Genomic DNA, 21,909 nt, shown 5'->3' on the forward strand with positions numbered 1-21,909 from the left:
GAATGCGACCTCCCGCGAGCGCCTCGGCATCCGTTAGTCTGGATGACCAGGAGGGCACAGTGACAGACAGCGACAGCCGACCGGCCGGTGAAGCCGCGATCCACCGTTCCGGCGAGCAGAAACACGACGTGACGCAGACGTTCGGACACGACTCCGACTTGTCCTTCGTGCCGTTCGGGGTGGAATTGACCGATGTGGAGCAGTCGGCCATCGCCGCGCTGCCTGCGGGATCGGCGTTGCTGCTGGTGCGTTCCGGCGCTCTCGCCGGTGCGCGCTATCTGCTCGATACCGACGTGACCACGGTCGGGCGGCACCCCGAGGCGGACATCTTCTTCGATGATGTGACCGTCTCGCGTCGGCACGCGGAGATCACCCGCAGCGGGTCGACCTTCGAGATCATCGACCAGCGCTCCCTCAACGGAACGTACGTGAACGGCGAACGCGTCGATCGCAGCCCGCTCGTGGACGGCTCCGAGGTGCGTGTCGGCAAGTTCCGCCTGAACTTCTTCGTCTCCCCCCACGATCGCGCGGCGGCGAACGACTGATGGCGGCCACTCCCGCCCGCGAACGTTCCGCGTCCGCGGGCTTGCTGAGTATCGGCCAGGTCCTTGCTCGGCTCACACCGGAGTTCCCCGACCTCACGTCCAGCAAGCTGCGCTTCCTCGAAGTGCAGGGCATCGTCAGTCCGTCCCGCACGGAGTCGGGCTACCGCAAGTTCTCGGCCTCCGACATCGAGCGGCTGCGCCTGGGTCTGACCCTGCAGCGCGATCACTACCTTCCGCTGAGCGTCATCCGCGAGCAGCTCGATGAAGCTGCCGCGGGTGGGGAGGCGTCTGCTCTCGCTCCGCCGCCCTCGATCGCACCCACGCCGCGCCGATACCGCCGAGACGAGTTGCTCGCCGCCGCCGGTGCTGGGCCGCAGCTGCTCAACGACGCGATCAGCACCGGCGTCATCACGGCGCAGGAGAGCTACCAGGAATCGACCGTCACCCTGCTGCGCGGTCTCGTCGCCCTGGACCGCCACGGCATCGAACCGCGCCACCTGCGGTCGTTGCGCCAGGGGGCCGAGCGGGAGGTCGCGCTCATCGAATCAGCGATGTCCGCTCTCCTGCGACGGACGGACGCCACCTCTCGTGCGAAGGCCAACGAACTGGCGCCCGAACTGGCGACGCGGATCGATGAGGTGCGCTCGCTCTTCGTCAAAGACGCACTGTCGCGAGTGCTTTCGTAACGAACTGATTGCGACACACCTTCGTGGTCGCACGGATGTCATTGCCGGTGCCCAGGCACTGCTCTACCGTGGAAGAAACCGTTCCAGGGAGGATTTCAGATGAATGCGGATGAGCTCGCAGGCGACCCGCGGTTCGTACCCGAACTCCTCTTCACCGACGGACTGCCGGCCATGGACGACGAAGTCGGATACCGGGGCGCCGTCGCCGCTCGTGCGGCCGGCATCACGTACCGTCAGCTCGACTACTGGGCACGCACCGAGTTGGTGGAGCCCACCGTGCGGGGCGCCAGCGGGTCCGGTTCGCAGCGCCTCTACGGCTTCCGCGACATCCTCGTCCTGAAGCTCGTGAAGAGCCTTCTCGATACCGGCATCTCCCTCCAGCAGATCCGCACCGCCGTCGAAGAACTGCGCCGCGCCGGTATCCGCGACCTCGCGGGCACGACTCTGATGAGCGACGGTGCTTCGGTCTATCTCTGCACGTCGAACGACGAGGTCATCGACCTCGTGAGCCGTGGCCAGGGCGTCTTCGGCATCGCCGTCGGCAAGGTTCTCCGTGAAGTGGAGTCCACGCTGGTGGCGTTCGATCCGACAGCCCCGGACCCCGTCGACGAACTCACCGCTCGTCGCGCGAAGCGATCCGCCTGACCACGAGTTTCCGCGTCATACGGAGAACGGCCGCCCTCGATGAGGGCGGCCGTTTCGTCGTGTGCGTCGTGCGGGTCAGCTCTGCGGGCCGTTCTCGGGAACGGCGATCCGACCGGTACGGATGATCCTGTCCAGAAGCTGGTCGAAGTCGGCGGCGAGTTCCTGCGCCGAGTCCCCGGGCCAGATGTGCAAGGGCTTCGCGGCGCCTTGGGCCTGCTGCAGCGAGGTGCGCTCGGGCAGCTGCGGGGAGAGCACGAGGGGACCGAACATGTCGCGCAGCTCCTTGATGCGGAACTGGTGCTCGATGGACTGCGGGCGCACGCGGTTCACGACGATGCCGAGGGGCTGGAGTCGCGGCGAGAGTCCCCGGCGGATCTCCTCGATGGCGCGGAGGGCGCGGTCGGCGGCCGCGACCGAGAACAGGCCGGGCTCCGTGACCACCATGACGCGGTCGCTCGCGGCCCAGGCAGTGCGCGTGAGCGCGTTCAGGGAGGGAGCGCAATCGACGAGGACGAGGTCGTAGTCGGTCTCGACCGCGGCGAGTGCCTCCTCGAGCTTCCACACGTCGCGAACACTCGGGTGCGGTCCGTCGAAGTTGATCGCCGAGGGGCTCCCGATCAGCACGTCGATGGTGCCGGGGTGGACCTTCGCCCATCCGCTCGAGGTGATCGCCTGTCGGACGACCTTCTCCTTCGGGTTGGCCAGGACGTCGGCGATGTTGAGCCGCCCCGCCACCTGGATGTCCATCCCGGTGGAGACGTCGGACTGAGGATCGAGGTCGACGACGAGAGTCCGGACGCCCCGGGCGAAAGCCGCTGAGGCCAGCCCGAGTGTCACGGTCGTCTTGCCGACGCCCCCTTTGAGAGAGCTGACGCTGAGTACGTGCACGGACTCCACGTTACCTTCCCCTAGGCTGGGGGAACACTCAGCCCCGCCCCATGCGCATCGAAAACGCTGTGCATCGAGCTCTCAGAGGTGTGCATGTTCCAGAAGATCCTTGTGGCGAACCGCGGCGAGATCGCGATCCGCGCCTTCCGTGCGGCTGTCGAGGTGGGGGCGCGCACCGTCGCCGTCTTCCCCCATGAGGATCGGGGGTCTGTGCATCGGCTCAAGGCCGATGAGGCCTACGAGATCGGCGAGCGCGGGCATCCGGTGCGCGCATACCTCGATGTCGACGAGATCATCCGGGTCGCGTTGGAGTCGGGGGCGGACGCGATCTATCCGGGCTACGGCTTCCTCTCGGAGAATCCCGAACTCGCGGAGAAGGCCGCGGCGAACGGCATCGTCTTCGTCGGACCTCCCTCGAACGTGCTCGAGATGGCGGGGAACAAGGTCGAGGCCAAGCGCCACGCGATCGAAGCGGGAGTCCCGGTCCTGAGGTCCACCGAGGCATCGGACGATGTCGACGCGCTCGTCTCGCAGGCGGAGGACATCGGCTTCCCGCTCTTCGCGAAGGCGGTCGCCGGTGGTGGCGGCCGTGGGATGCGCCGTGTCGAGACCTTCGGCGATCTCGCCCCGGCGTTGGCCGAGGCCATGCGCGAGGCCGCGAGCGCGTTCGGCGATGCGCGGATGTTCCTGGAGCAGGCGGTCGTGCGCCCCCGGCACATCGAGGTGCAGATCCTCGCAGACAAGACTGGCGAGACGGTCCATCTGTTCGAACGTGACTGCTCCGTGCAGCGTCGCCACCAGAAAGTCGTCGAGATCGCTCCGGCACCGAACCTCGACGACGATGTCCGCACCGCGCTGCACGGATACGCCGTCGCGTTCGCGCGCTCCATCGGATACGAGAACGCGGGCACGGTCGAGTTCCTCCTCGAGACGGCGGGGGAGCGCGCGGGCGAGGTCGTCTTCATCGAGATGAATCCCCGCATCCAGGTCGAGCACACCGTGACCGAGGAGGTCACCGATGTCGACCTCGTGCAGAGCCAGATGCGGATCGCCTCGGGGCAGACGCTCGCCGACCTCGGTCTGCAGCAGGAGAACCTGCATCTGCGGGGTGCTGCGCTGCAGTGCCGGATCACGACCGAGGATCCGACGCAGGGCTTCCGCCCCGACACCGGGAAGATCACCACGTACCGCTCGCCGGGCGGGGCCGGGATCCGTCTCGACGGCGGTACCGTGCACCAGGGAGCGCAGATCAGCCCGCACTTCGATTCGATGCTGGCCAAGCTCACCTGCCGCGGGCGCGACTTCCCGGCGGCGGTCGCCCGCGCGCGCCGCGCACTCGCCGAGTTCCGCATCCGTGGCGTCGCGACCAACATCCCCTTCCTGCAGGCCCTCCTCGAGGACGACGCCTTCATCGCCGGTGATGTGAGCACGTCGTTCATCGACGAGCGCCCGGGACTGCTGCGCGGACGTGTTTCGAAGGACCGCGGCACGAAGCTCCTGAACTGGCTGGTCGATGTCACGGTCAACAAGCCTCACGGCGCTCACCCCGGCGTGATCGATCCCGCGTCCAAGCTGCCGGCGATCGACCTGAGCTCGGAACCGGTTCCCGGCTCCCGGCAGCGCCTTCTCGAGCTCGGCCCGGAGGGATTCGCCCGCAGCCTGCGGGAGCAGACGGCGCTGGCGATCACCGACACGACCTTCCGCGATGCGCATCAGTCCCTCCTGGCGACGCGAGTGCGCACGAAGGACCTCGTGGCAGCCGCGCCGTACCTCGCGCGGTCGACCCCTGGACTCCTGTCCGTCGAGGCCTGGGGCGGCGCGACCTACGACGTCGCCCTCCGCTTCCTCGGCGAGGACCCCTGGGAGCGTCTCGACAAGCTGCGCGCCGCGCTGCCGAACGTCGCCATCCAGATGCTCCTGCGCGGACGCAACACCGTCGGCTACACGCCCTACCCGACCGCGGTGACCGAGGCCTTCATCGCGGAGGCCGCGGCCAGTGGTGTCGACATCTTCCGCATCTTCGACGCTCTCAACGACGTGGAGCAGATGCGTCCGGCGATCGAGGCGGTGCGCAAGACAGGCACAGCGGTTGCGGAAGTGGCGCTGTGCTACACCGGGGACCTGCTCGATCCGGCCGAGGACCTCTACACGCTCGACTACTACCTGCACCTCGCAGACCAGATCGTCGACGCGGGGGCACACATCCTCGCGATCAAGGACATGGCGGGACTGCTGCGCCCGGCTGCTGCGGCGAAGCTCGTGTCGGCGCTCCGGGAGCGGTTCGACCTGCCGGTGCATCTGCATACGCACGACACCCCCGGCGGGCAGCTGGCGACCCTGCTCGCCGCGAGCGCCGTCGGGGTGGATGCGGTGGACGCCGCCTCCGCGCCCCTCTCCGGCACGACGAGCCAGCCGTCGCTGTCGTCCCTCGTCGCCGCCCTCGCCCATACCGACCGTGACAGCGGCATCTCGCTCGACGGTGTCTCGGATCTCGAACCCTATTGGGAGGCGGTGCGGCGCCAGTACGCACCGTTCGAGTCCGGGCTTCCGGGACCCACGGGACGTGTCTACCACCACGAGATCCCCGGGGGCCAACTGTCGAACCTCCGCCAGCAGGCCAAGGCGCTGGGGCTCGCCGATGACTTCGAGCTCATCGAGGACATGTACGCCGCGGCCGACCGCATGCTCGGTCGTGTTCCCAAAGTCACTCCGTCGTCCAAGGTCGTCGGGGACCTCGCTCTGCACCTGGCTGCGGTGAAGGCGGATCCGGTCGAGTTCGAGGCCAACCCCGAGAAGTACGATGTCCCGGACTCCGTCGTCGGCTTCATGGCGGGCGAACTCGGCGACCTTCCGGGTGGATGGCCCGAGCCCTTCCGCAGCAAGGTGCTCGCCGGACGCACGGTGCGCGTCGGCCTCACCGAGATCAGTGCAGACGACGAGGCCGCACTCGCCGGGACCAGTGCCGAACGCCGCGCACGGCTGAACACCCTGCTGTTCCCCGGACCGAGTGCCGAGTTCGCGGAACGGCGCGAACTGTTCGGAGACCTCTCCGTGCTCGACACCGGCGATTATCTCTACGGGCTCGTGGCAGGGCAGGAGCATCTGATCGAGATCGATCGCGGTGTCCAGCTCTACGTCGGCCTCGAGGCCATCGGTGACGCGGACGACAAGGGGATGCGCACCGTGATGACGACTCTCAACGGGCAGCTCCGGCCCGTCTTCGTGAGGGATCGATCGATCGTCGTGGACGTGCATGAGATCGAGAAGGCCGACACTTCCGTGCCCGGCCAGGTCGCGGCGCCCTTCTCCGGGGTCGTCACTCTGAAGGTCGACGTGGGTGCGACCGTCCGCGCCGGCGAACCGGTCGCGTCGATCGAGGCGATGAAGATGGAGGCGGCCATCACGGCCCCCGTGGACGGCGTCATCGAACGTCTCGCGATCGCCGAGACGCAGCAGGTGGACGCCGGAGATCTTTTGGTCGTGATCCGTCCGGCGCACTAATCTTGTGCGGGCGAGGCCAGCGCACGATGTGCGTACCCGGGGCCCGCACAGGCTTGGAGCGACATCGTGACACCGAAGAACACCACGGACCCCGAGGATAACCCGCTGGGGGTGCTCGACGAAGCCGCGTCACTCGACACGGCAGGCATCGGCATTCTCGGCTCGACCGCCCAGGTCAGTGTGACGCTGCCAAAGGACGACGACGACGATCTCGCCGACGACGGGATCGTGGACGGCGAGGTCGTCGGAGAACTCGTGATCGATCCGCCTCTCGTGGGGGAGCAGGCGACCGACGCCGACCCGGTCGACCCGCCCGCCGTCGCCGCGCCCCGAATCGTCGGGCCGGCTGCGGAGAAGGTCGTCGATGCCGTGGTGATCGACGAGCCCGAGGCCCCCGCGGTCGTCGAGGTCGCCGACGACGCTCGGGAACGGGCCGAAGAGGCGGCCGTCGCCGCACGATTCCTCGCACGAGCGAATGCTGAAGCGCCGTCGTCCCCCTCGACACCCGCTCCTGTGCGCACCTCCACCGAGAAGGAGAACAGATCCGTGTCCGCCCCTGAGGAGAAGAAGTCCGTCATCTCGCAGCCCACGCGCGCGACTCCGCGTACCGACGTGACGCTGACGTCCAAGCGCCTGGACGACCTGGGGGAGTCCTCGCGCGAGTCTGCCGATCTCCTCACCGCCGACAGGCTGCTCGATCCGCACCGCGTGGCCAAGCCGGAGCCGGAGGGCGCATGGAGCCACTTCCTGTACTCGATCTCCCGACGTCGCATCAACATCGGCGACGGCAGGCGCGCGCGTGAACGCAAGGCGCTGTCGGCGCGGATCGCAGCTCCGCTCGCGGGCGGCGCGCGCTTCGTCGCCGTGCTCTCCCGCAAGGGTGGTGTCGGCAAGACGACGATCACCGCGCTGCTGGGGATGGCGCTGGCCGACGCCCGCGAAGACCGGGTGATCGCTGTCGATGCCAACCCCGATCGAGGAACCCTCGCCGAGCGTGTCGTGCGTCCGCACCACAGCAAGTCGGTGCGCGATCTCGTCCGGATCCACGATGACGTCAAGGGCTATCACGACATCTCCGCCATCGTCGCGCGAGACGCGACGCGTCTCGATGTCCTCGCCTCCGACTCCGATCCGCGTGTCGCCGAGGCGTTCAGCGACAGCGACTATCGCGATGTCGCCGGCGTGGCGGCCCACTACTACTCGCTGGTCCTGACCGACACCGGCACCGGGATCGTCCACTCCGTGATGTCGGCGACGCTCGACCTTGCGGACCAGATCGTCATCGTCTCGGGATTGAGCGTCGACGAAGCCCGATTGGCGTCCGAGACGCTCACGTGGCTCGAGACCAACGGCTACGCGGAGCAGGCGCGCGAAGCGATCGTGGTCCTCAACCAATCCACCCCCGGGACACCGTTGGTGCGGTTGAACGAGCTGGAATCGCACTTCGCCACCCGTGCACGGAGTGTCGTCCGCGTCCCGTACGACCCGCAGATCGCCGGTGGCGGGACCATCGTGTTCGCGAACCTGTCGCCGGAGACCCGCATCGCCGCGCGCGAGCTGGCGGCGCTCTTGGTCGAGGGCCTGCGGACCAGGGCCGCCTGATGTCGGTTCGTGAGATCCGCATCTTCGGAGACCCCGTCCTGCGCACGGTGTGCGCCCCGATCGAGGAGATCGACGAGGGGGTACGAGCGCTCGTGGGCGACCTCGTCGACACGGTGGAACTGCCGGGGCGCGCCGGCGTCGCCGCCCCGCAGATCGGCGTCGCGCTGCGTGCGTTCAGCTACAACATCGACGGCGACATCGGCTATGTGCTCAACCCCGTCCTCACCGAAGTGCGAGGTGAACCGGAGCCGACGGGCGAGGGGTGCCTCTCGGTGCCCGGTCTCTGGCACGACGCCCTGCGGCATCCGTGGGCGCGAGTGGAGGGGATCGACCTCGACGGCAATGCCGTGGTGCTCGAGGGCGACGGACTGCTCGCCCAGGCACTGCAGCACGAGACCGACCATCTCGACGGCAAGCTCTTCCTGACGCGACTCGACGCCGAGACGCGGAAGGTCGCCATGCGCGAGGTGCGGGAGAGCTCCTGGTTCTGACCTCCGACGTCCGACCGACGAAGAAGGGCCCCGCGCGAGCGGGGCCCTTCTTGCTGTCCGGGGGTCAGCCGCCGATGGCGACGTTGGTCGTGGCGACGGGCTCGTCGTAGATCGCGGCGATCTCGTCGGCGAAGTCGTTCATGATGACGTTGCGCTTGATCGAGAGTTTCGGCGTGAGATGGCCGGACGCTTCCGTCCACTCGGAGTCGAGGATCGTGAACTTCCGGATCGATTCCGCGCGCGACACCCGGTCGTTCGCGGCGTCGACCGCGCGCTGCACCTCGGCGCGGACGGCGGGGTTCGCGGAGGCATCCGCCAGCGACATCTTGGCATCGAGACCGTTGTTCGCGAGCCAGGTCGGAAGCATCTCCGGGTCGAGCGTGATCAGAGCGGAGATGAACGGCCGCTGGTCGCCGACCACGACGACCTGCCCGATGATGGGGTTCGCGCGGATCGGATCCTCGAGCGCGGCGGGGGCGACGTTCTTGCCCCCGGCGGTGACGATGATCTCCTTCTTGCGCCCGGTGATCGTGAGGAAGCCCTCGGAGTCGAAGCTGCCGATGTCACCGGTGTGGAACCACCCGCCGTCGCTGAAGGCCTCGGCCGTCGCTTCGGGGTTGTTCCAGTACTCCTTGAAGACGTTGATGCCGCGGACCTCGATCTCGCCGTCTTCCGCGAGGCGCAGTCCGACACCGGGGAGCGCAGGGCCGACCGTGCCGATCTTCGACTTGTCGGCCAGGTTGACCGTCGCCGGAGCAGTCGTCTCGGTGAGACCGTAGCCTTCGAGGATCACCACTCCCAGGCTGTGGAAGAAGTGGCCCAGGCGTGAGCCCAGGGGAGCGGAGCCCGAAACGGCGTACACGACGTTGCCGCCCATGGCCTCGCGGAGCTTGCTGTAGACGAGCTTGTTGAACAGCGCGAACTTGAGCTTCATCCCGAAGGGGATCTTCTTGCCCTGTTCGAGCAGCTTCGAGTGCTCGATGGCCACGTCGGCGGCTGAGCGGAAGATCTTGCCCTTGCCGCCTGCCTCTGCTTTCTGCTCCGCGGAGTTGTAGACCTTCTCGAAGACGCGGGGAACGGCGAGGAGGAACGTCGGCTTGAAGGAGCCGAGCGCCGGCAGCAGCTGACGGGTGTCCGGCTGGTGTCCGGTGCGGACGCCGGCGTGGATGTCGAGGATCGAGATGAAGCGGGCGAACACGTGCGCGGTGGTGATGAACAGCAACGTGGATGCCCCAGGCGTCTGGACGACCTCGTCCAGCGCTTTGGCCGCGTTCCGGGAGAGCTCGACGAAGTTGCTGTGCGTGAGCACGCACCCCTTGGGGCGGCCCGTCGAGCCGGAGGTGTAGATGAGCGTGGCGATGTCGGACCCGACGGCGAGGCCGCGGCGCCGCTCGATCTCTCCATCCGTCACCGAAGCCCCCTGCGCGGTGAGGGTGTCGATGGCTCCGAGGTGCAGCTGCCATACCTCTCGGATCAGCGGCAGGTCACCGCGGATCTCGTCGAAGCGGGCGAAGTGCTCGGGGGACTCGACGATCAGTGCGATCGCACCGGAATCCTCGAGGATCCACTGGATCTGCGAGGGCGAGCTCGTCTCGTAGATCGGGACCATAACGGCACCGGCATAGAAGAGGGCGAAGTCCACGAGGGTCCACTCGTAGGTGGTGCGCGCCAGGAACCCGACCTTCTCGCCGGGCTGGATGCCGGCGGCGGTGAAGCCCTTCGCCAGCGCGATGACTGCCGTCTGGAAGTCGGCGGCGGAGATGTCGCGCCACCCGTCGCCCTCCGGCACGGAGAAGAGGGCACGATCCGGAGTGGCTTCGACGCGCTTGACCAGGAGGTCGGCGACGTTCGCGTCGGGGTCGGCGGGGACGATCGCGGGGACTTCAAACTGGACCACGGCAGCTCCTTCGGTACCGGTCGGGCAGGGCGTGGCTTCGAGTCTAGGGCATGGAACCCAGTTGCGTTCGGGATGAAACTGGGTCGCTCACCGGGAAGCGCCGCGGAGAACACCGGGGTGGATGCGACCCTCGGCGCTAGACTTCCACACGATGTTCTATTGGCTGATGAAGTACGTGGTGATCGGCCCTGTGGTCAAGGCGGTCTTCCGACCGTGGATCGTGGGGCGGAAGAACGTGCCTGCAAGCGGTGCGGCGATCCTCGCCAGCAACCATCTGTCGTTCGCCGATTCCATCTTCCTGCCGCTCATGATCGACCGGTCGATGTCGTTCCTGGCCAAGAGCGACTACTTCACGGGCCGGGGCCTGAAGGGGTGGTCCACGAAGTTCTTCATGAAAGCCACCGGGCAGATCCCGATCGACCGTTCCGGGGGCAAGGCCTCGGAGGCGTCGCTGAACACGGGCCTCCAGGTTCTCGGCGGCGGCGACCTCCTCGGCATCTACCCCGAGGGGACGCGGAGCCCCGACGGCACGCTGTACCGGGGCCGCACCGGGATCGCCCGGATGGCGCTCGAGGCCAAGGTCCCGGTGATCCCCGTGATCATGGTCGACACCGACACGGCGATGCCGATCGGACGGCGGTTGCCGCGCATCGTCCGGGTCGGGATCGTCATCGGGGAGCCTCTCGACTTCTCCCGCTACGCCGGGATGGAGAACGACCGCTACATCCTCCGGTCGGTCACCGACGAGATCATGGTGGCTCTGCAGCGCCTCGGCGAGCAGAAGTACGAAGACGTCTACGCATCGACGGTCAAGGACCGGCTTCCCACCCGCGTCACATAGCCTGCTGCGCGCATCTGCGTGGTCCCCGTGACCACTAGGCTGGAACGCATGCTCCCGCACCACATCGAAGCACTTGATGCATGGCGTTCGCTTCCCATCAAGCAGCAGCCGCAGTGGCCCGACGCGGACCGCGTCGCCGACGTCTCGCGCCAGATCGCCACCCTTCCGCCGCTGGTGTTCGCGGGTGAGGTCGACAACCTCCGTGACCGGCTCGCCCGCGCGGCCTCGGGGCAGGCTTTCCTGCTCCAGGGCGGCGACTGTGCCGAGACCTTCGCCGGCGCGACGGCCGAACAGATTCGCAACCGCATCAAGACGGTGCTGCAGATGGCCGTGGTGCTCACCTACGGCGCCTCGATGCCGGTCGTGAAGATGGGCCGCATGGCCGGTCAGTTCGCGAAGCCGCGATCGAGTGACACCGAGACGCGCGGCGACGTCACATTGCCGGCGTACCGGGGCGACATCGTCAACGGCTACGACTTCACCGAGGGATCTCGTACGGCCGACCCGGGGCGGTTGCTCCAGGGCTACCACACGGCCGCGTCGACGCTGAACCTGATCCGCGCGTTCACCCAGGGCGGTTTCGCCGACCTCCGTGAGGTGCACTCGTGGAACAAGGGCTTCGCGCAGAACCCCGCCAATCAGCGCTACGAGCGCATGGCGGCCGAGATCGATCGCGCGATCAAGTTCATGGAAGCGGCGGGCGCCGACTTCGACGAATTGAAGCGCGTCGAGTTCTTCACCGGCCACGAAGGCCTGCTGATGGACTACGAGCGACCGATGACGCGTATCGACTCGCGGACGGACACCCCGTACAACACGTCGGCTCACTTCCTCTGGATCGGGGAGCGCACCCGCGAGCTCGACGGTGCGCACGTCGACTACTTCTCCAAGATCCGCAACCCCATCGGCGTGAAGCTCGGACCGACGACCTCGCCCGAGACGGCGCTGCAGCTGATCGACAAGCTCGACCCGGATCGCGAGCCCGGCCGGCTCACCTTCATCACGCGGATGGGCTCCGGCAAGATCCGCGACGCCCTGCCGCCCCTGCTGGAGGCGGTCCGCGATTCCGGTGCGCAGCCGCTGTGGGTCACGGACCCGATGCACGGAAACGGCATCACCACCCCGACGGGCTACAAGACGCGTCGCTTCGATGACGTGGTCGATGAGGTGCGTGGCTTCTTCGAGGCTCACCGCGCCGTCGGGACCTTCCCGGGCGGCATCCACGTCGAGCTCACCGGTGACGACGTCACGGAGTGCCTCGGCGGATCCGAGCAGATCGACGAGGCGGCTCTGGCGACGCGCTACGAGAGCCTGTGCGACCCCCGCCTGAACCACATGCAGTCCCTGGAGCTCGCGTTTCTGGTGGCCGAGGAGCTCGAGAAGCGCTGATCAGCTCCTCCCTTCGCGAAGAGAGCCGCCCTCCCCGAACCTCGGGAGGGCGGCTCTCTGTCGTGAGCTGTGGGATCAGCCGGTGAGCTGGATGGAGAGGTTTACGGTGCCCCCGCGCGGCAGCGACTTGTCCGCGCCCGGATCCTGACCGGTGACCGTGGCCATCTCCGCGAATCCCGGCAGGTCGCCCCAGGCTGCGTAACTGGCTTTGAAGCCGTTGTCGGCGAGGATCTGCTTCGCCTCGTTCAGAGTCCTGTTCGTGACGTCGGGGACGGGGAAGAGCTCGGGTCCCTTCGAGACGATGAGCTGCACCGTGTCGCCGGGGCGCCAGTTGCCCTCGGACGCCCGGTCCGCCACGCCGATGACGATGTCCTTGGCGACATCGTTGCTGAAGGCGTACTGGGACTCCTCGTTGACGACCAGGTCCTTCCCGGTCAGGGTCGAGGTCGCCTCGTCGACGGACATGCCGGACACGTCGGGGAAAGCTCCCGCCGAGACGTACAGTTCCACCGAGTCGTCTTCGAAGACCGTGCATCCGTCGCCGCAGGCATAGGCATCACCGCCCGCGCGCGGGGTGACGTAGGCGTTGATGACGATGCCCGCGTCAGCGTTCGAGAAGAGGATGAGGGTCTCGTCGTCGACGTTGACGTTGAGTCCGGCGAGATAGTCGCGCGCGTCCTGCTCCGCTCTTCCGTTGAGCTTGTCGACGTCGTGGGAGGCGGGACCGGCGGACACGATCACCGTGACGGCGTCCCCCTTGTCGAGGCGGGTGCCTTCGCCGGGGTCGGTCTCGATGACGGTTCCGGCGTCGATGTCGACCGAGAACTCGTCTTTCTGCGTGGGGACGAAGCCGGCATCCACCAGCACGGCCGCGGCATCGTCGTAGGTCTTGCCTGCGACGCTCGGCACGGCGATGAGCGATCCGGGACCGGAGCCGAACCACCACCCGACGCCACCCGCCAGCACGGCCAGCAGCAGGACGAGCGTGAGGAGGAAGGCGCCGCGCGCGCGCCGCTTGGACGCGCGCCGTCGAAGAAGGGTCGCGTTGTCGATCGGTGCGGCCGCGGGAGCGGCGGGGTCGGCGATGACCATCGTGCTCGGCATCACCTTGGTGAGATCGCCGGAGTCGCCGGGGCTGCGCTGCGGAGCGGTCGCCCGGGCTGCTATCGGAGTGACGCCGAGGTCGCGTTCGATCTCGCGCAGACGTTCGAGCATCTGCTGGGCATCGTCAGGGCGTTCATCGGGCGACTTCTCGGTCGCCCAGAGCACGAGCTCGTCGAGCTGCTCCGGCACAGCGGGGTTGCGGACGCTCGGGCGCGGAACCGACTCGGTGGCGTGCTGGAAGGCGATCTGCATGGGCTGCTCGCCTTTGTACGGCTGCTCGCCGACGAGCATCTCGTAGAGCATGATGCCGAGCGCATAGATGTCGCTGCGCGCGTCCGCCGTGCCTCGGGTGACGAGCTCCGGCGCGAGGTAGGCGATGGTTCCGAGCAGCTGCTGCCCGGTCGCCGTGTTCGCGGTCGTCGCTCTGGCAAGTCCGAAGTCGCCGATCTTGATGCGTCCGTCCTCCGCGAGCAGCACGTTCTCCGGCTTGACGTCACGGTGCACGATGCCGGCTCGGTGCGCGGCGGAGAGCCCGGCCAGGATCGCATCCATGATCGTGATGGTCTGCGGGATGGTGAGACGCTTCTGCTCTCGCAGTAGCTCGCGCAGAGTGATCCCCGGGAGGTACTCCATCACGAGGTAGGCGAGCTCGCCGTCCTGCCCCTGGTCGAAGACGTTGACGACGTGCGGATCCGCGAGGCGGGCGGCCGCTCGGGCCTCCTGGATGAAGCGGCTCTGGAACGCGGAGTCGTCACTGAGATGTGCATGCATCACCTTGAGGGCGATGCGCCTCTCGAGTCGCAGATCGGTGGCGACGTACACGGTCGCCATCCCACCCCGGGCGATCCGAGCACGCACGCGGTAGCGGCCGTCGACAAGCCGCCCGATGAGGGGGTCGGCCTGCTGATTGGTCGTCACGTCAGAATTCTATGGAGGACTGCCTGAAAGTCAGGGGAGCGGCTCACCTCTCGGCGATCTCGGTTTTCCGGATGTCGTCAGCCGTGGAGCGCGAGCCAGGCGTAGGCTTGCGTCTCCCACTGTCCGTACCTGTCGGGATACGCCGAGATCTGCACGGCCTGCGCGGCAGAGGTGAACGACATGCTCTCCCAGCCGGGGATGTCGAGCAGGCCCCGCGTCGTCTGGCCGTTCGGATCGTGCTGACCGCCGTAGAACACGCGCGTGCTGCGTTCCGCGTCCATGATCTGCGCGGGTGTTCCCCATCCGGCACTCGGGCGCTGCTGGAAGATGCCGAGCGAATCGCGGTCGCCCCAATCGAGGTTGCGCAGGCCCGACTCGACCATGCCGGTCGCGAGTGCCAGGGCGATGGCTCGATCGGTGACACCGAGTTCACGGCCGACGCGGATGATGAGCGCGGCGTTCGACGCCTGCTCGGTGGTGAGGGTCGCAGACCGTTGTCCCCCCGTCGCCGCGGCACTCGACGCCGCGGGAACGGCCGCCGCCTGGACGGCGAGTCGCTGACCGGGATAGATGATCGACGACGGGCCGAGTCCGTTCAGGGCGAACAGCGCCTGAGTGGTCGTTCCATACTTCTGGGCGATCCCGAAGAGGGTGTCGCCCGCGACGACCGTGTGGGCAGCTGCGGATGCAGGTGCGCCGGTGGGAGCGGCGGCCGGTGCTGCGGCCGTTTGCGGAGCGGTGGAGCCGGAGACGACGAGGCGCTGACCGGGGTAGATCACCGACGCGCGTGTCAGGCCGTTCGCAGCGAGCACGGCGTCCACGGTGGTGCCGTACTTCCGGGCGATCGCGTAGACGGTGTCGCCAGCGGCGACCTGATGCGATGTCGAGGTCGCGGTAGGAGTCGGTGCGACGACCGGTGCGGCCGACGCCTGCAGGGTCAGAGCCTGGCCCGGGTAGATGACCGAACGCCAGGAGAGTCCGTTCCAGGACAGCACGTCGACCGTGCGGAGCCCGAAGCGTGAGGCGATCGCCGAGACGGTGTCACCGGGCTGGACGACATAGCTCGATGGTGCGGACTGGGCGGGAACCGTGCGCGCGGGGACGTTGCGCGGGCGCTCGATCGGCGTGAAGTCGGTCGTCGTCGCCGAGGCGGCGTCGGCGGGAGCAGCGGTGAGCGTGGCGGCCAGAGCCCCCAGGACGGCCGCAGGCAGTCCGAGCTGCAGATTGCGCGTTCGACGCGTGGCGGTCTTGATTCCCAAGGCGAGCCCCCTTTTCGAGCACTTCACGCTGACACGGATGTTAACGGAAGTCAACAGAAGTGAAGGAAGTGACGCATGGGGCTGATGGGTCGATATGCAGCATCCCGGCGGAAGATGAGATAGTGGCAGCGTGTCTGAGAACGTTGCTGGAACCCCTGCCGCCGCTGCCGTCGAGTGGCTGACGATGCCCGACCTCGTCGAGGTGCTCGGCGAGCCGCTCGGTCGTGTGCGCCGTCTGATCGACGAGCACTACCTGGTCGGGTCCCGTCGCAACGGCACCTTCGCCGTGCCGGCGGTGTTCATCGTGGACGGTCGTCCTCTGAGCTCGCTGCGGGGAACGATCATCGTGCTGCAGGACGCGGGCTTCACCGACGACGAGCTGATCGACTGGCTTCTCGCGGACGAGGAGAGCTTGGGGCGTTCGCCGATCGATGCGCTCCTGGCGGGGCACAAGAGTGCGGTACGCCGCCTCGCGCGTACTCTCGCCTGAGGCGTTCCGTCGTCAGGCGGAACGGACCGTCGCCGCGCGCGCGAGTTCACGCAGTTCGCCCACCGCGCCGTTGTCGAGCGGTGTGCCGGAGAGGGCGCGATCGGCCTCCCGCGCGTAGTCGGCGATCATGGTCTCCACCTGAGCGAGCGCACCCGAGCCGGTGATCGTCGCCTGCAACGACGTCACCTGCTCCGGCGTCAGCTCGACGTCTCCGAGCAGCTCGTCGAGCAGCTTCCTTGCGGAGGTGTCGAGCGCCTGCCTGGTGAGAGCGATCAGGACGGTGCGCTTGCCTTCCCGAAGATCGTCACCGGCCGGCTTCCCGGTCACGGATGCATCACCGAACACTCCGAGCACGTCGTCGCGCAGTTGGAAGGCCATCCCGATCGGGTGACCGAAACGGCGAAGCGCGGCACGCTGATCGGCATCGGCACCGGCGAGCGCGGCACCGAGAATCAGCGGCTGCTCGATGCTGTATCTGGCCGACTTGAGAGACGCCACCCGCAGCGCGCGATCGGCGTGAAGAGCTCCGTCGTTGACGCTCCAGGCCGACTCTTCGGCGATATCGAGGAACTGTCCGGTGGTCACGTCCCGTCGCATCCGCGCGTACTCGGAGCGCACGGCGCGCGCATGGGGCTGGTCGTCGAGCGCAGCCTCGAGCAGGTCGTCGCTCCAGGCGACGAGAAGGTCGCCGAGAAGAATCGCCGAGGCGCGGCCGAACGCCTCGGCATCCCCAGACCACCCGGCGTCGCGGTGTGACGCTTGGAGCGCACGATGGGCTGCCGGTCGTCCGCGACGGGTGTCGGAGTTGTCGATCAGGTCGTCGTGCACGAGGGCCGCCGATTGGAAGATCTCCAACGCGGTGCACACGTCCCAGAGCGCTTCGGGCTCGACTGCCTCGCGCTCCTGGAAGCGTGCGACGGCGCGCCAGCCGGCATGACAGAACCGAGCGCGCAGCCTCTTCCCGCCCTCGAGAGTGCCGGCCGCGGCGTCGACGAAGGACACGGCGTCCGGGCCGTAGTCGGCGGATTCATCGCGCATCCGTGTGAGGAAGAGCTCGAGGCGAGCGGCGACTGCGCCGGGGACGGGGGAGGAGGGCGACACGACTCCCAGCATACGTAAAGCAAGGGGAGGCCGAACTGCTAGCCCCGGACGCCTCCGCGCGCGTAGAATGGGAGGCACGATACCCGAGGGGGACGAAATGCCACTCTCCGAACAGGAGCAGCGTCTGCTCGACGAGATGGAACGCCATCTCCTCCACAATGATGCCGACGTCGTGAGCGCGCCGTCCGGCGATCGCGCGCTGAGCTACCGAAATCTGGTCTACGGCGCTCTCCTCCTGCTCGCCGGAGTCGGCGGCCTCGTGGCCGGCGTCATCCTCGGCGGGGTATGGGGCATCGTGGTCGGCGTGATCGGGTTCGTGGCGATGCTCGCCGGCGTCATCGTGGCCGTCACGCCGGTGCGGCGCACGGCTCCTGCGCAGCCCCGGGAGCGCTCCGGTGCGAAGCGGCAGGATTCCGCATCGTTCATGGACCGCATGAACGATCGTTGGGATCGTCGGCAGGACGGTCACTGACCCCCACTCACTTTCACGACAGAAGCCCGGATGCTGAGCATCCGGGCTTCTTCCGTTAACGCGCGGTTCGCCGCCGTCCTCCACTGAGCCTCCACTTCACTCCACCGCGGAATTCCGCGGAGTTTCGGCATGCCCGTTCGGGCCATACCCGTGAATTCCCGGATTGATCGTAGGTAAGTGGAGGAAAGTGGAGTAAAGTGGGGCGCACCTCGAGTTGGCCGGACGCAGAGGGGGTGATGGCCGATGTTGCTGGGTACGCACTCTCCGAAGCTGGACGACAAAGGGCGGGTCATCCTTCCTGCGAAGTTCCGCGAGGATCTCGGCGGCGGCATCGTCGTCACCCGTGGCCAGGAGCGGTGCCTCTACGTGTTCAGCACGGCCGAGTTCGAGGCGATGCACGAGCGGATCCGCCAGGCCCCGCTCGCCAACAAGCAGGCGCGCGACTTCATGCGTCTGTTCCTCTCCGGCGCGAGTGCGGAGATGCCCGACAGTCAGAACCGCATCACCATCCCCGCGCACCTGCGTCAGTACGCAGGGCTGCAGAAGGAGCTCATCGTCACCGGTGTCGGCGCCCACGCCGAGATCTGGGACGCGGAGAGCTGGAACGCCTACCTCGCCGCTGGTGAGGAGACCTACTCCGACCTCGAGCAGGAGGTGATTCCGGGACTCTTCTGACCACGGCTGTGATGCCCCGCCGCTCCCGCCCCGACACACTTCCCCGGTGCCGGGTCGAGAAGCGGAGGGGGATCAGAGCCGATGGTCACCCCGAGAAAGATCATGAACCTCCGAGACATCCACACCCCCGTCCTGCTCGACCGCTGCGTCGAGTTGCTCGCTCCCGCCCTTCAGGCGGACGGAGCGGTGCTCGTCGATGCCACGCTCGGCATGGGCGGCCACTCCGAAGCACTGCTCGAGCGCTTTGCGAACATCCGCGTGATCGGGCTGGATCGCGATACCGACGCATTGCGCATCGCGGGGGAGCGACTCTCCCGCTTCGGGGACCGCGTCACGCTGGTGCACGCGGTGTACGACGAGATCGGACTGCACGCGCAGGGCGCGGCGGGGATCCTCTTCGACCTCGGGGTCTCGTCCCTCCAACTCGATGAGGCCGAGCGCGGGTTCGCGTACTCGAAGGATGCTCCTCTCGACATGCGCATGGATCAGACCAAGGGCGTCACGGCCGCCGATGTGATCGCCACCTACAGCGAGGGCAATCTGCGCCGTATCTTCGAGCGCTACGGGGAAGAGAAGCTCGCCGGTCGCTACGCGCGCTTCATCATCGAGGCGCGGCAGAAGCAGCCGATCACCCGCTCTGGTGAGCTCGTCGAGATCCTGATCGCGGCGACTCCAGCCGCCGCGCAGCGCGCCGGGCATCCGGCCAAGCGTGTGTTCCAGGCGCTGCGCATCGAGGTGAACACCGAACTCAACGTGCTGGCCGACGCGATCCCGTCAGCGATGGATGCGCTCGATGTCGGCGGACGGATCGTGGTGATGTCCTACCAGTCGCTCGAGGACCGGCTCGTCAAGCAGGCCTTCGCCGCGGCTTCGGCCTCGACGGCGCCGGCCGGGCTTCCGGTCGAGCTGCCCGAGCATGCTCCGCGTTTCCGCATCCTCACCAAGGGTGCGGAACTCGCCGACGACGACGAACGCGCACGCAACCCCCGGGCGATCCCGGTGCGGTTGCGCGCCGCCGAGAAACTGCGGGAGAGCGCATGAGCCTGAACGCGGCGGTCCGCAAACCCACGACGCCCCTCACGCCGAACCACGAGCCGCAGAGGCGGTTGCAGCCCGTCACACGGCCGACGGTCCGTCGCAAGCCGAAGCTCGCCTACGCGCTCGTCGCCCTGGGTGGGGCCCTGGCGATCGGTGCGGCACAGGTGGGGTTGTCGCTCGCGATCACCCAGGATTCCTTCACCCTGGCCGGGCTCTCGTCGCAACAGCGTGAACTGGACCTCCGCTCGCACGCGCTGCAGGAAGAGCTCACCGGCCTCAGCTCACCGCAGGTGCTCGCCAGCAGTGCCGCCGGACTCGGCATGGTCGTCGCCGGATCGCCCTCGTATCTGCGACTCAGCGACGGAGCACTCTTCGGAACCGGAGCGGGCGCGGAGGGCATCTCGACCGTGAATCCTGACGGGGCGGCCGCAGTGGCCAATTCCCTGATCGTGGAACCCCCGCCGGCGGAGACCGTGACCGATGACGGCGACACGGGCCAGACGACGCCGGACCTCCCGCCGGCCATCACCGACGGACTTCCGAGTCCCACCACGCATTGACCACCACGAACTGATCGACGGAGAGATCGCATGACGACACGAGCAACCCGCGGTCCTCGGCGACGCACCGTCGTCGCTCTCGCCGTCATCCTCTCCGTGTTGGCGGCCTTCGTCGTACGCCTGATCGACATCCAGGTCGTGAGCGCCGACGAGCACGTCGCACAATCCCTCACCAAGATCGGAGCGGGGAACACCATTCCGGGCCAACGCGGATCGATCGTCGACTCCGGCGGCACGGTGCTGGCATCGAGCGTGCTGGTCTACGACGCGCAGCTGAACCCGAAGGTCATCATGCAGCTCGAGGAAAAGGACCCGAAGGTGCCGTGGGCGGAGGCATCCGAGAAGATCGCCGCGATCACCGGTCAGAGCGGGGACGACGTGCGGGCCCTGGTGTCGGACGCGCTCGCAAGGGATTCGGAGAGTCAGTACGCACCGCTCAAGAACTCGCTCACCACGGAGCAGTACATCGAGCTGCGCGACCTGAAGCTGGCCTACCTCCACATGGAGGGGCGGGAGACCCGCGTCTACCCCAATGGTGCGGTCGCCGGGAACATCCTCGGCTTCCTGGACGGATCAGGTACGGCGCAGGCCGGCATCGAGCAACTGGGCGAGAAGTGCCTCGCACCCGTCGATGGGGAGGAGTCGTACCGCAGGGGATCGAACGGCGTGGTGATCCCCGGCAGCGAACGCACGGTGGAGGCGGTCGACGGCGGTTCCGTGAAGCTCACCATCAACAGCGACCTCCAGTGGTATCTGCAGCAGATGATCGGTGAAGAGGCGCAGAAGCAGGGTGCCAAGGGCGGCACCGTCACAGTCGTCGAGGTAGAGACCGGCAAGATCCGTGCGGCGGCCGAGTGGCCCTCCATGGACCCCAACGACCTGGACTCCTCGACGCCGGAGACCCGGTACAGCCAGATCTTCCACAAGGACTTCGAGCCGGGATCCACGTTCAAGGCGATCACAGCCGCGGCCGTCATCGAGGGCGCGGGGCTGACGCCGCTGAGCACGGTCACCGCTTCATCGCGGGAGACGTTCCCGAACGGCGCCGTCGTGAACGACGCGTTCAGCCACCCCGCCTACAACTACACGCTCGCGGGCGGACTCATCGACTCGTCGAACGTGGCGTTGTCGAAGTTCGGCACCATGGTCTCCCCGGACGTGCGCTACGACTACCTCGAAAGGTTCGGGGTCGGTCAGAAGACACTCGACTTCCCTTCGGAGGTCGGGGGCATCCTCCACCCGGTCAGCGACTGGGACAGCCAATCCCTCTACACGACGACCTTCGGCCAGTACTTCACGGTGACGGCCCCGCAACTCGCTGGCGCCTATCAGGCGATCGCCAACGACGGCGAGAAGATCGACCTCTCGCTCGTCGAGTCCTGCACGGCCCAGGACGGCACCGTCGTGAAGTCCGAGGCGCCGAAGCACGAGCAGATCATCAAGAAGGAGACCGCGGCCGAGCTGACGCGCATGCTGGAGAACGTGGCTGTGCAGGGCGGCAACGCGGACCGCATCCAGGTGCCGGGCTACCGCGTGACCAGCAAGACCGGTACCGCGCAGGTGTCCGACGGCAACGGCGGCTACAAGGCCGGGGTCTACTACACCAGCATGGTGGGGTTCGCCCCGGTGGACGATCCGCAGTACGTCGTCGTGGTGACTCTGGATGAGCCGACTAAGGTTGTATCGTCCGCGGCCACCGCGTCCGCCTTCCAGAAGGCGATGACGCAGGTGATGAAGACCTATCGCGTGATGCCGTCCACTGTCCCGATGGACGAGCTCCTTCCCAAGTTCGGATAGTCGGCGAGAG

19 protein-coding genes are annotated in these 21,909 nt (G+C 67.6%); 14 read left to right on the forward strand and 5 right to left on the reverse strand.

The window, feature by feature from the left end; all coding sequences use genetic code 11:
• Positions 1-59: 59 nt before the first annotated feature.
• The 3 genes from LC041_RS09405 to LC041_RS09415 all read left to right on the forward strand — a co-directional run bounded on the left by LC041_RS09405 (position 60) and on the right by LC041_RS09415 (position 1,876).
• Positions 60-545, forward strand: a complete 486-nt coding sequence (locus tag LC041_RS09405) for an FHA domain-containing protein (protein ID WP_226532851.1) — start codon at positions 60-62, stop codon at positions 543-545.
• A complete protein-coding gene (ftsR, locus tag LC041_RS09410; protein WP_226532852.1) occupies positions 545-1,231 on the forward strand; it encodes a transcriptional regulator FtsR in 687 nt (228 codons plus the stop codon). The genes LC041_RS09405 and ftsR overlap by 1 nt, the downstream gene beginning before the upstream one ends.
• 99 nt (positions 1,232-1,330) lie before the next feature.
• Positions 1,331-1,876, forward strand: a complete 546-nt coding sequence (locus LC041_RS09415) for a MerR family transcriptional regulator (protein ID WP_047521931.1) — start codon at positions 1,331-1,333, stop codon at positions 1,874-1,876.
• A 75-nt stretch (positions 1,877-1,951) separates the two neighbouring features.
• Here the strand turns inward: LC041_RS09415 and LC041_RS09420 are convergent, their stop codons facing one another.
• Positions 1,952-2,764 (reverse strand): ParA family protein, encoded by an 813-nt coding sequence (locus tag LC041_RS09420; RefSeq protein ID WP_226532853.1) that lies wholly within the window; start codon positions 2,762-2,764, stop codon positions 1,952-1,954.
• Positions 2,765-2,857: 93 nt separating this feature from the next.
• Between LC041_RS09420 and LC041_RS09425 the strand changes: the two genes are divergently transcribed.
• From LC041_RS09425 to LC041_RS09435, 3 genes are all read left to right on the forward strand, one after another.
• Positions 2,858-6,265: a pyruvate carboxylase gene (locus tag LC041_RS09425; protein WP_226532854.1), complete on the forward strand. Its 3,408-nt coding sequence runs from the start codon at positions 2,858-2,860 to the stop codon at positions 6,263-6,265.
• 66 nt (positions 6,266-6,331) lie between these two features.
• Positions 6,332-7,867: a MinD/ParA family ATP-binding protein gene (locus LC041_RS09430; protein WP_226532855.1), complete on the forward strand. Its 1,536-nt coding sequence runs from the start codon at positions 6,332-6,334 to the stop codon at positions 7,865-7,867.
• Positions 7,867-8,358: a peptide deformylase gene (locus LC041_RS09435; RefSeq protein ID WP_226532856.1), complete on the forward strand. Its 492-nt coding sequence runs from the start codon at positions 7,867-7,869 to the stop codon at positions 8,356-8,358. The genes LC041_RS09430 and LC041_RS09435 overlap by 1 nt, the downstream gene beginning before the upstream one ends.
• 64 nt (positions 8,359-8,422) lie before the next feature.
• Here LC041_RS09435 and LC041_RS09440 read toward each other — a convergent pair whose 3' ends face one another.
• Positions 8,423-10,255, reverse strand: a complete 1,833-nt coding sequence (locus tag LC041_RS09440; protein WP_226532857.1) for an AMP-dependent synthetase/ligase — start codon at positions 10,253-10,255, stop codon at positions 8,423-8,425.
• Positions 10,256-10,406: 151 nt separating this feature from the next.
• On the opposite strand from LC041_RS09440, the gene LC041_RS09445 reads away from it, so the two are divergent.
• Both LC041_RS09445 and LC041_RS09450 read left to right on the forward strand, forming a co-directional pair.
• Positions 10,407-11,096, forward strand: coding sequence for a lysophospholipid acyltransferase family protein (locus tag LC041_RS09445; protein WP_052193411.1), 690 nt, complete (start codon positions 10,407-10,409; stop codon positions 11,094-11,096).
• 48 nt (positions 11,097-11,144) lie between these two features.
• Positions 11,145-12,485, forward strand: a complete 1,341-nt coding sequence (locus tag LC041_RS09450) for a class II 3-deoxy-7-phosphoheptulonate synthase (protein WP_226532858.1) — start codon at positions 11,145-11,147, stop codon at positions 12,483-12,485.
• A gap of 75 nt (positions 12,486-12,560) precedes the next feature.
• Here LC041_RS09450 and pknB read toward each other — a convergent pair whose 3' ends face one another.
• Both pknB and LC041_RS09460 read right to left on the reverse strand, forming a co-directional pair.
• Positions 12,561-14,507, reverse strand: a complete 1,947-nt coding sequence (pknB, locus tag LC041_RS09455) for a Stk1 family PASTA domain-containing Ser/Thr kinase (RefSeq protein ID WP_226532859.1) — start codon at positions 14,505-14,507, stop codon at positions 12,561-12,563.
• Positions 14,508-14,584: 77 nt separating this feature from the next.
• The gene (locus LC041_RS09460; RefSeq protein ID WP_226532860.1) at positions 14,585-15,766 is read right to left on the reverse strand and encodes a LysM peptidoglycan-binding domain-containing protein; all 1,182 of its coding nucleotides are present in this window, start codon (positions 15,764-15,766) and stop codon (positions 14,585-14,587) included.
• A gap of 130 nt (positions 15,767-15,896) precedes the next feature.
• On the opposite strand from LC041_RS09460, the gene LC041_RS09465 reads away from it, so the two are divergent.
• The gene (locus LC041_RS09465; RefSeq protein WP_374197663.1) at positions 15,897-16,256 is read left to right on the forward strand and encodes an Rv2175c family DNA-binding protein; all 360 of its coding nucleotides are present in this window, start codon (positions 15,897-15,899) and stop codon (positions 16,254-16,256) included.
• 12 nt (positions 16,257-16,268) lie between these two features.
• Here LC041_RS09465 and LC041_RS09470 read toward each other — a convergent pair whose 3' ends face one another.
• A complete protein-coding gene (locus tag LC041_RS09470; RefSeq protein WP_226532861.1) occupies positions 16,269-17,357 on the reverse strand; it encodes a polyprenyl synthetase family protein in 1,089 nt (362 codons plus the stop codon).
• Between the two features lie 97 nt (positions 17,358-17,454).
• Between LC041_RS09470 and LC041_RS09475 the strand changes: the two genes are divergently transcribed.
• The 5 genes from LC041_RS09475 (at position 17,455) to LC041_RS09495 (ending at position 21,899) form a co-directional block, all read left to right on the forward strand.
• On the forward strand, positions 17,455-17,829 hold the full coding sequence (locus LC041_RS09475; RefSeq protein WP_226532862.1) for a DUF3040 domain-containing protein: 375 nt from the start codon (positions 17,455-17,457) through the stop codon (positions 17,827-17,829).
• A 243-nt stretch (positions 17,830-18,072) separates the two neighbouring features.
• Entirely contained in the window at positions 18,073-18,504 is a 432-nt protein-coding gene (gene mraZ / locus LC041_RS09480; RefSeq protein WP_017830220.1) for a division/cell wall cluster transcriptional repressor MraZ, read from the forward strand.
• 102 nt (positions 18,505-18,606) lie between these two features.
• Positions 18,607-19,545, forward strand: a complete 939-nt coding sequence (rsmH, locus tag LC041_RS09485) for a 16S rRNA (cytosine(1402)-N(4))-methyltransferase RsmH (protein ID WP_226533297.1) — start codon at positions 18,607-18,609, stop codon at positions 19,543-19,545.
• Positions 19,542-20,102, forward strand: a complete 561-nt coding sequence (locus tag LC041_RS09490; RefSeq protein ID WP_226532863.1) for a hypothetical protein — start codon at positions 19,542-19,544, stop codon at positions 20,100-20,102. Before rsmH ends, LC041_RS09490 begins: the two co-directional genes overlap by 4 nt.
• A gap of 30 nt (positions 20,103-20,132) precedes the next feature.
• The gene (locus tag LC041_RS09495) at positions 20,133-21,899 is read left to right on the forward strand and encodes a peptidoglycan D,D-transpeptidase FtsI family protein (protein ID WP_226532864.1); all 1,767 of its coding nucleotides are present in this window, start codon (positions 20,133-20,135) and stop codon (positions 21,897-21,899) included.
• Positions 21,900-21,909 lie beyond the last annotated feature (10 nt).

The sequence above is a fragment of the Microbacterium paraoxydans genome, from assembly GCF_020524545.1.
Taxonomy (GTDB): domain Bacteria; phylum Actinomycetota; class Actinomycetes; order Actinomycetales; family Microbacteriaceae; genus Microbacterium; species Microbacterium paraoxydans_C.

Coding starts and splice junctions, on each gene's coding strand:
- ftsR (WP_226532852.1), top strand. CDS start 545: ATGGCGGCCACTCCCGCCCGCGAACGTTCCGCGTCCGCGGGCTTGCTG.
- LC041_RS09415 (WP_047521931.1), top strand. CDS start 1,331: ATGAATGCGGATGAGCTCGCAGGCGACCCGCGGTTCGTACCCGAACTC.
- LC041_RS09425 (WP_226532854.1), top strand. CDS start 2,858: ATGTTCCAGAAGATCCTTGTGGCGAACCGCGGCGAGATCGCGATCCGC.
- LC041_RS09435 (WP_226532856.1), top strand. CDS start 7,867: ATGTCGGTTCGTGAGATCCGCATCTTCGGAGACCCCGTCCTGCGCACG.
- LC041_RS09445 (WP_052193411.1), top strand. CDS start 10,407: ATGTTCTATTGGCTGATGAAGTACGTGGTGATCGGCCCTGTGGTCAAG.
- LC041_RS09450 (WP_226532858.1), top strand. CDS start 11,145: ATGCTCCCGCACCACATCGAAGCACTTGATGCATGGCGTTCGCTTCCC.
- LC041_RS09475 (WP_226532862.1), top strand. CDS start 17,455: ATGCCACTCTCCGAACAGGAGCAGCGTCTGCTCGACGAGATGGAACGC.
- mraZ (WP_017830220.1), top strand. CDS start 18,073: ATGTTGCTGGGTACGCACTCTCCGAAGCTGGACGACAAAGGGCGGGTC.
- rsmH (WP_226533297.1), top strand. CDS start 18,607: ATGAACCTCCGAGACATCCACACCCCCGTCCTGCTCGACCGCTGCGTC.
- LC041_RS09490 (WP_226532863.1), top strand. CDS start 19,542: ATGAGCCTGAACGCGGCGGTCCGCAAACCCACGACGCCCCTCACGCCG.
- LC041_RS09495 (WP_226532864.1), top strand. CDS start 20,133: ATGACGACACGAGCAACCCGCGGTCCTCGGCGACGCACCGTCGTCGCT.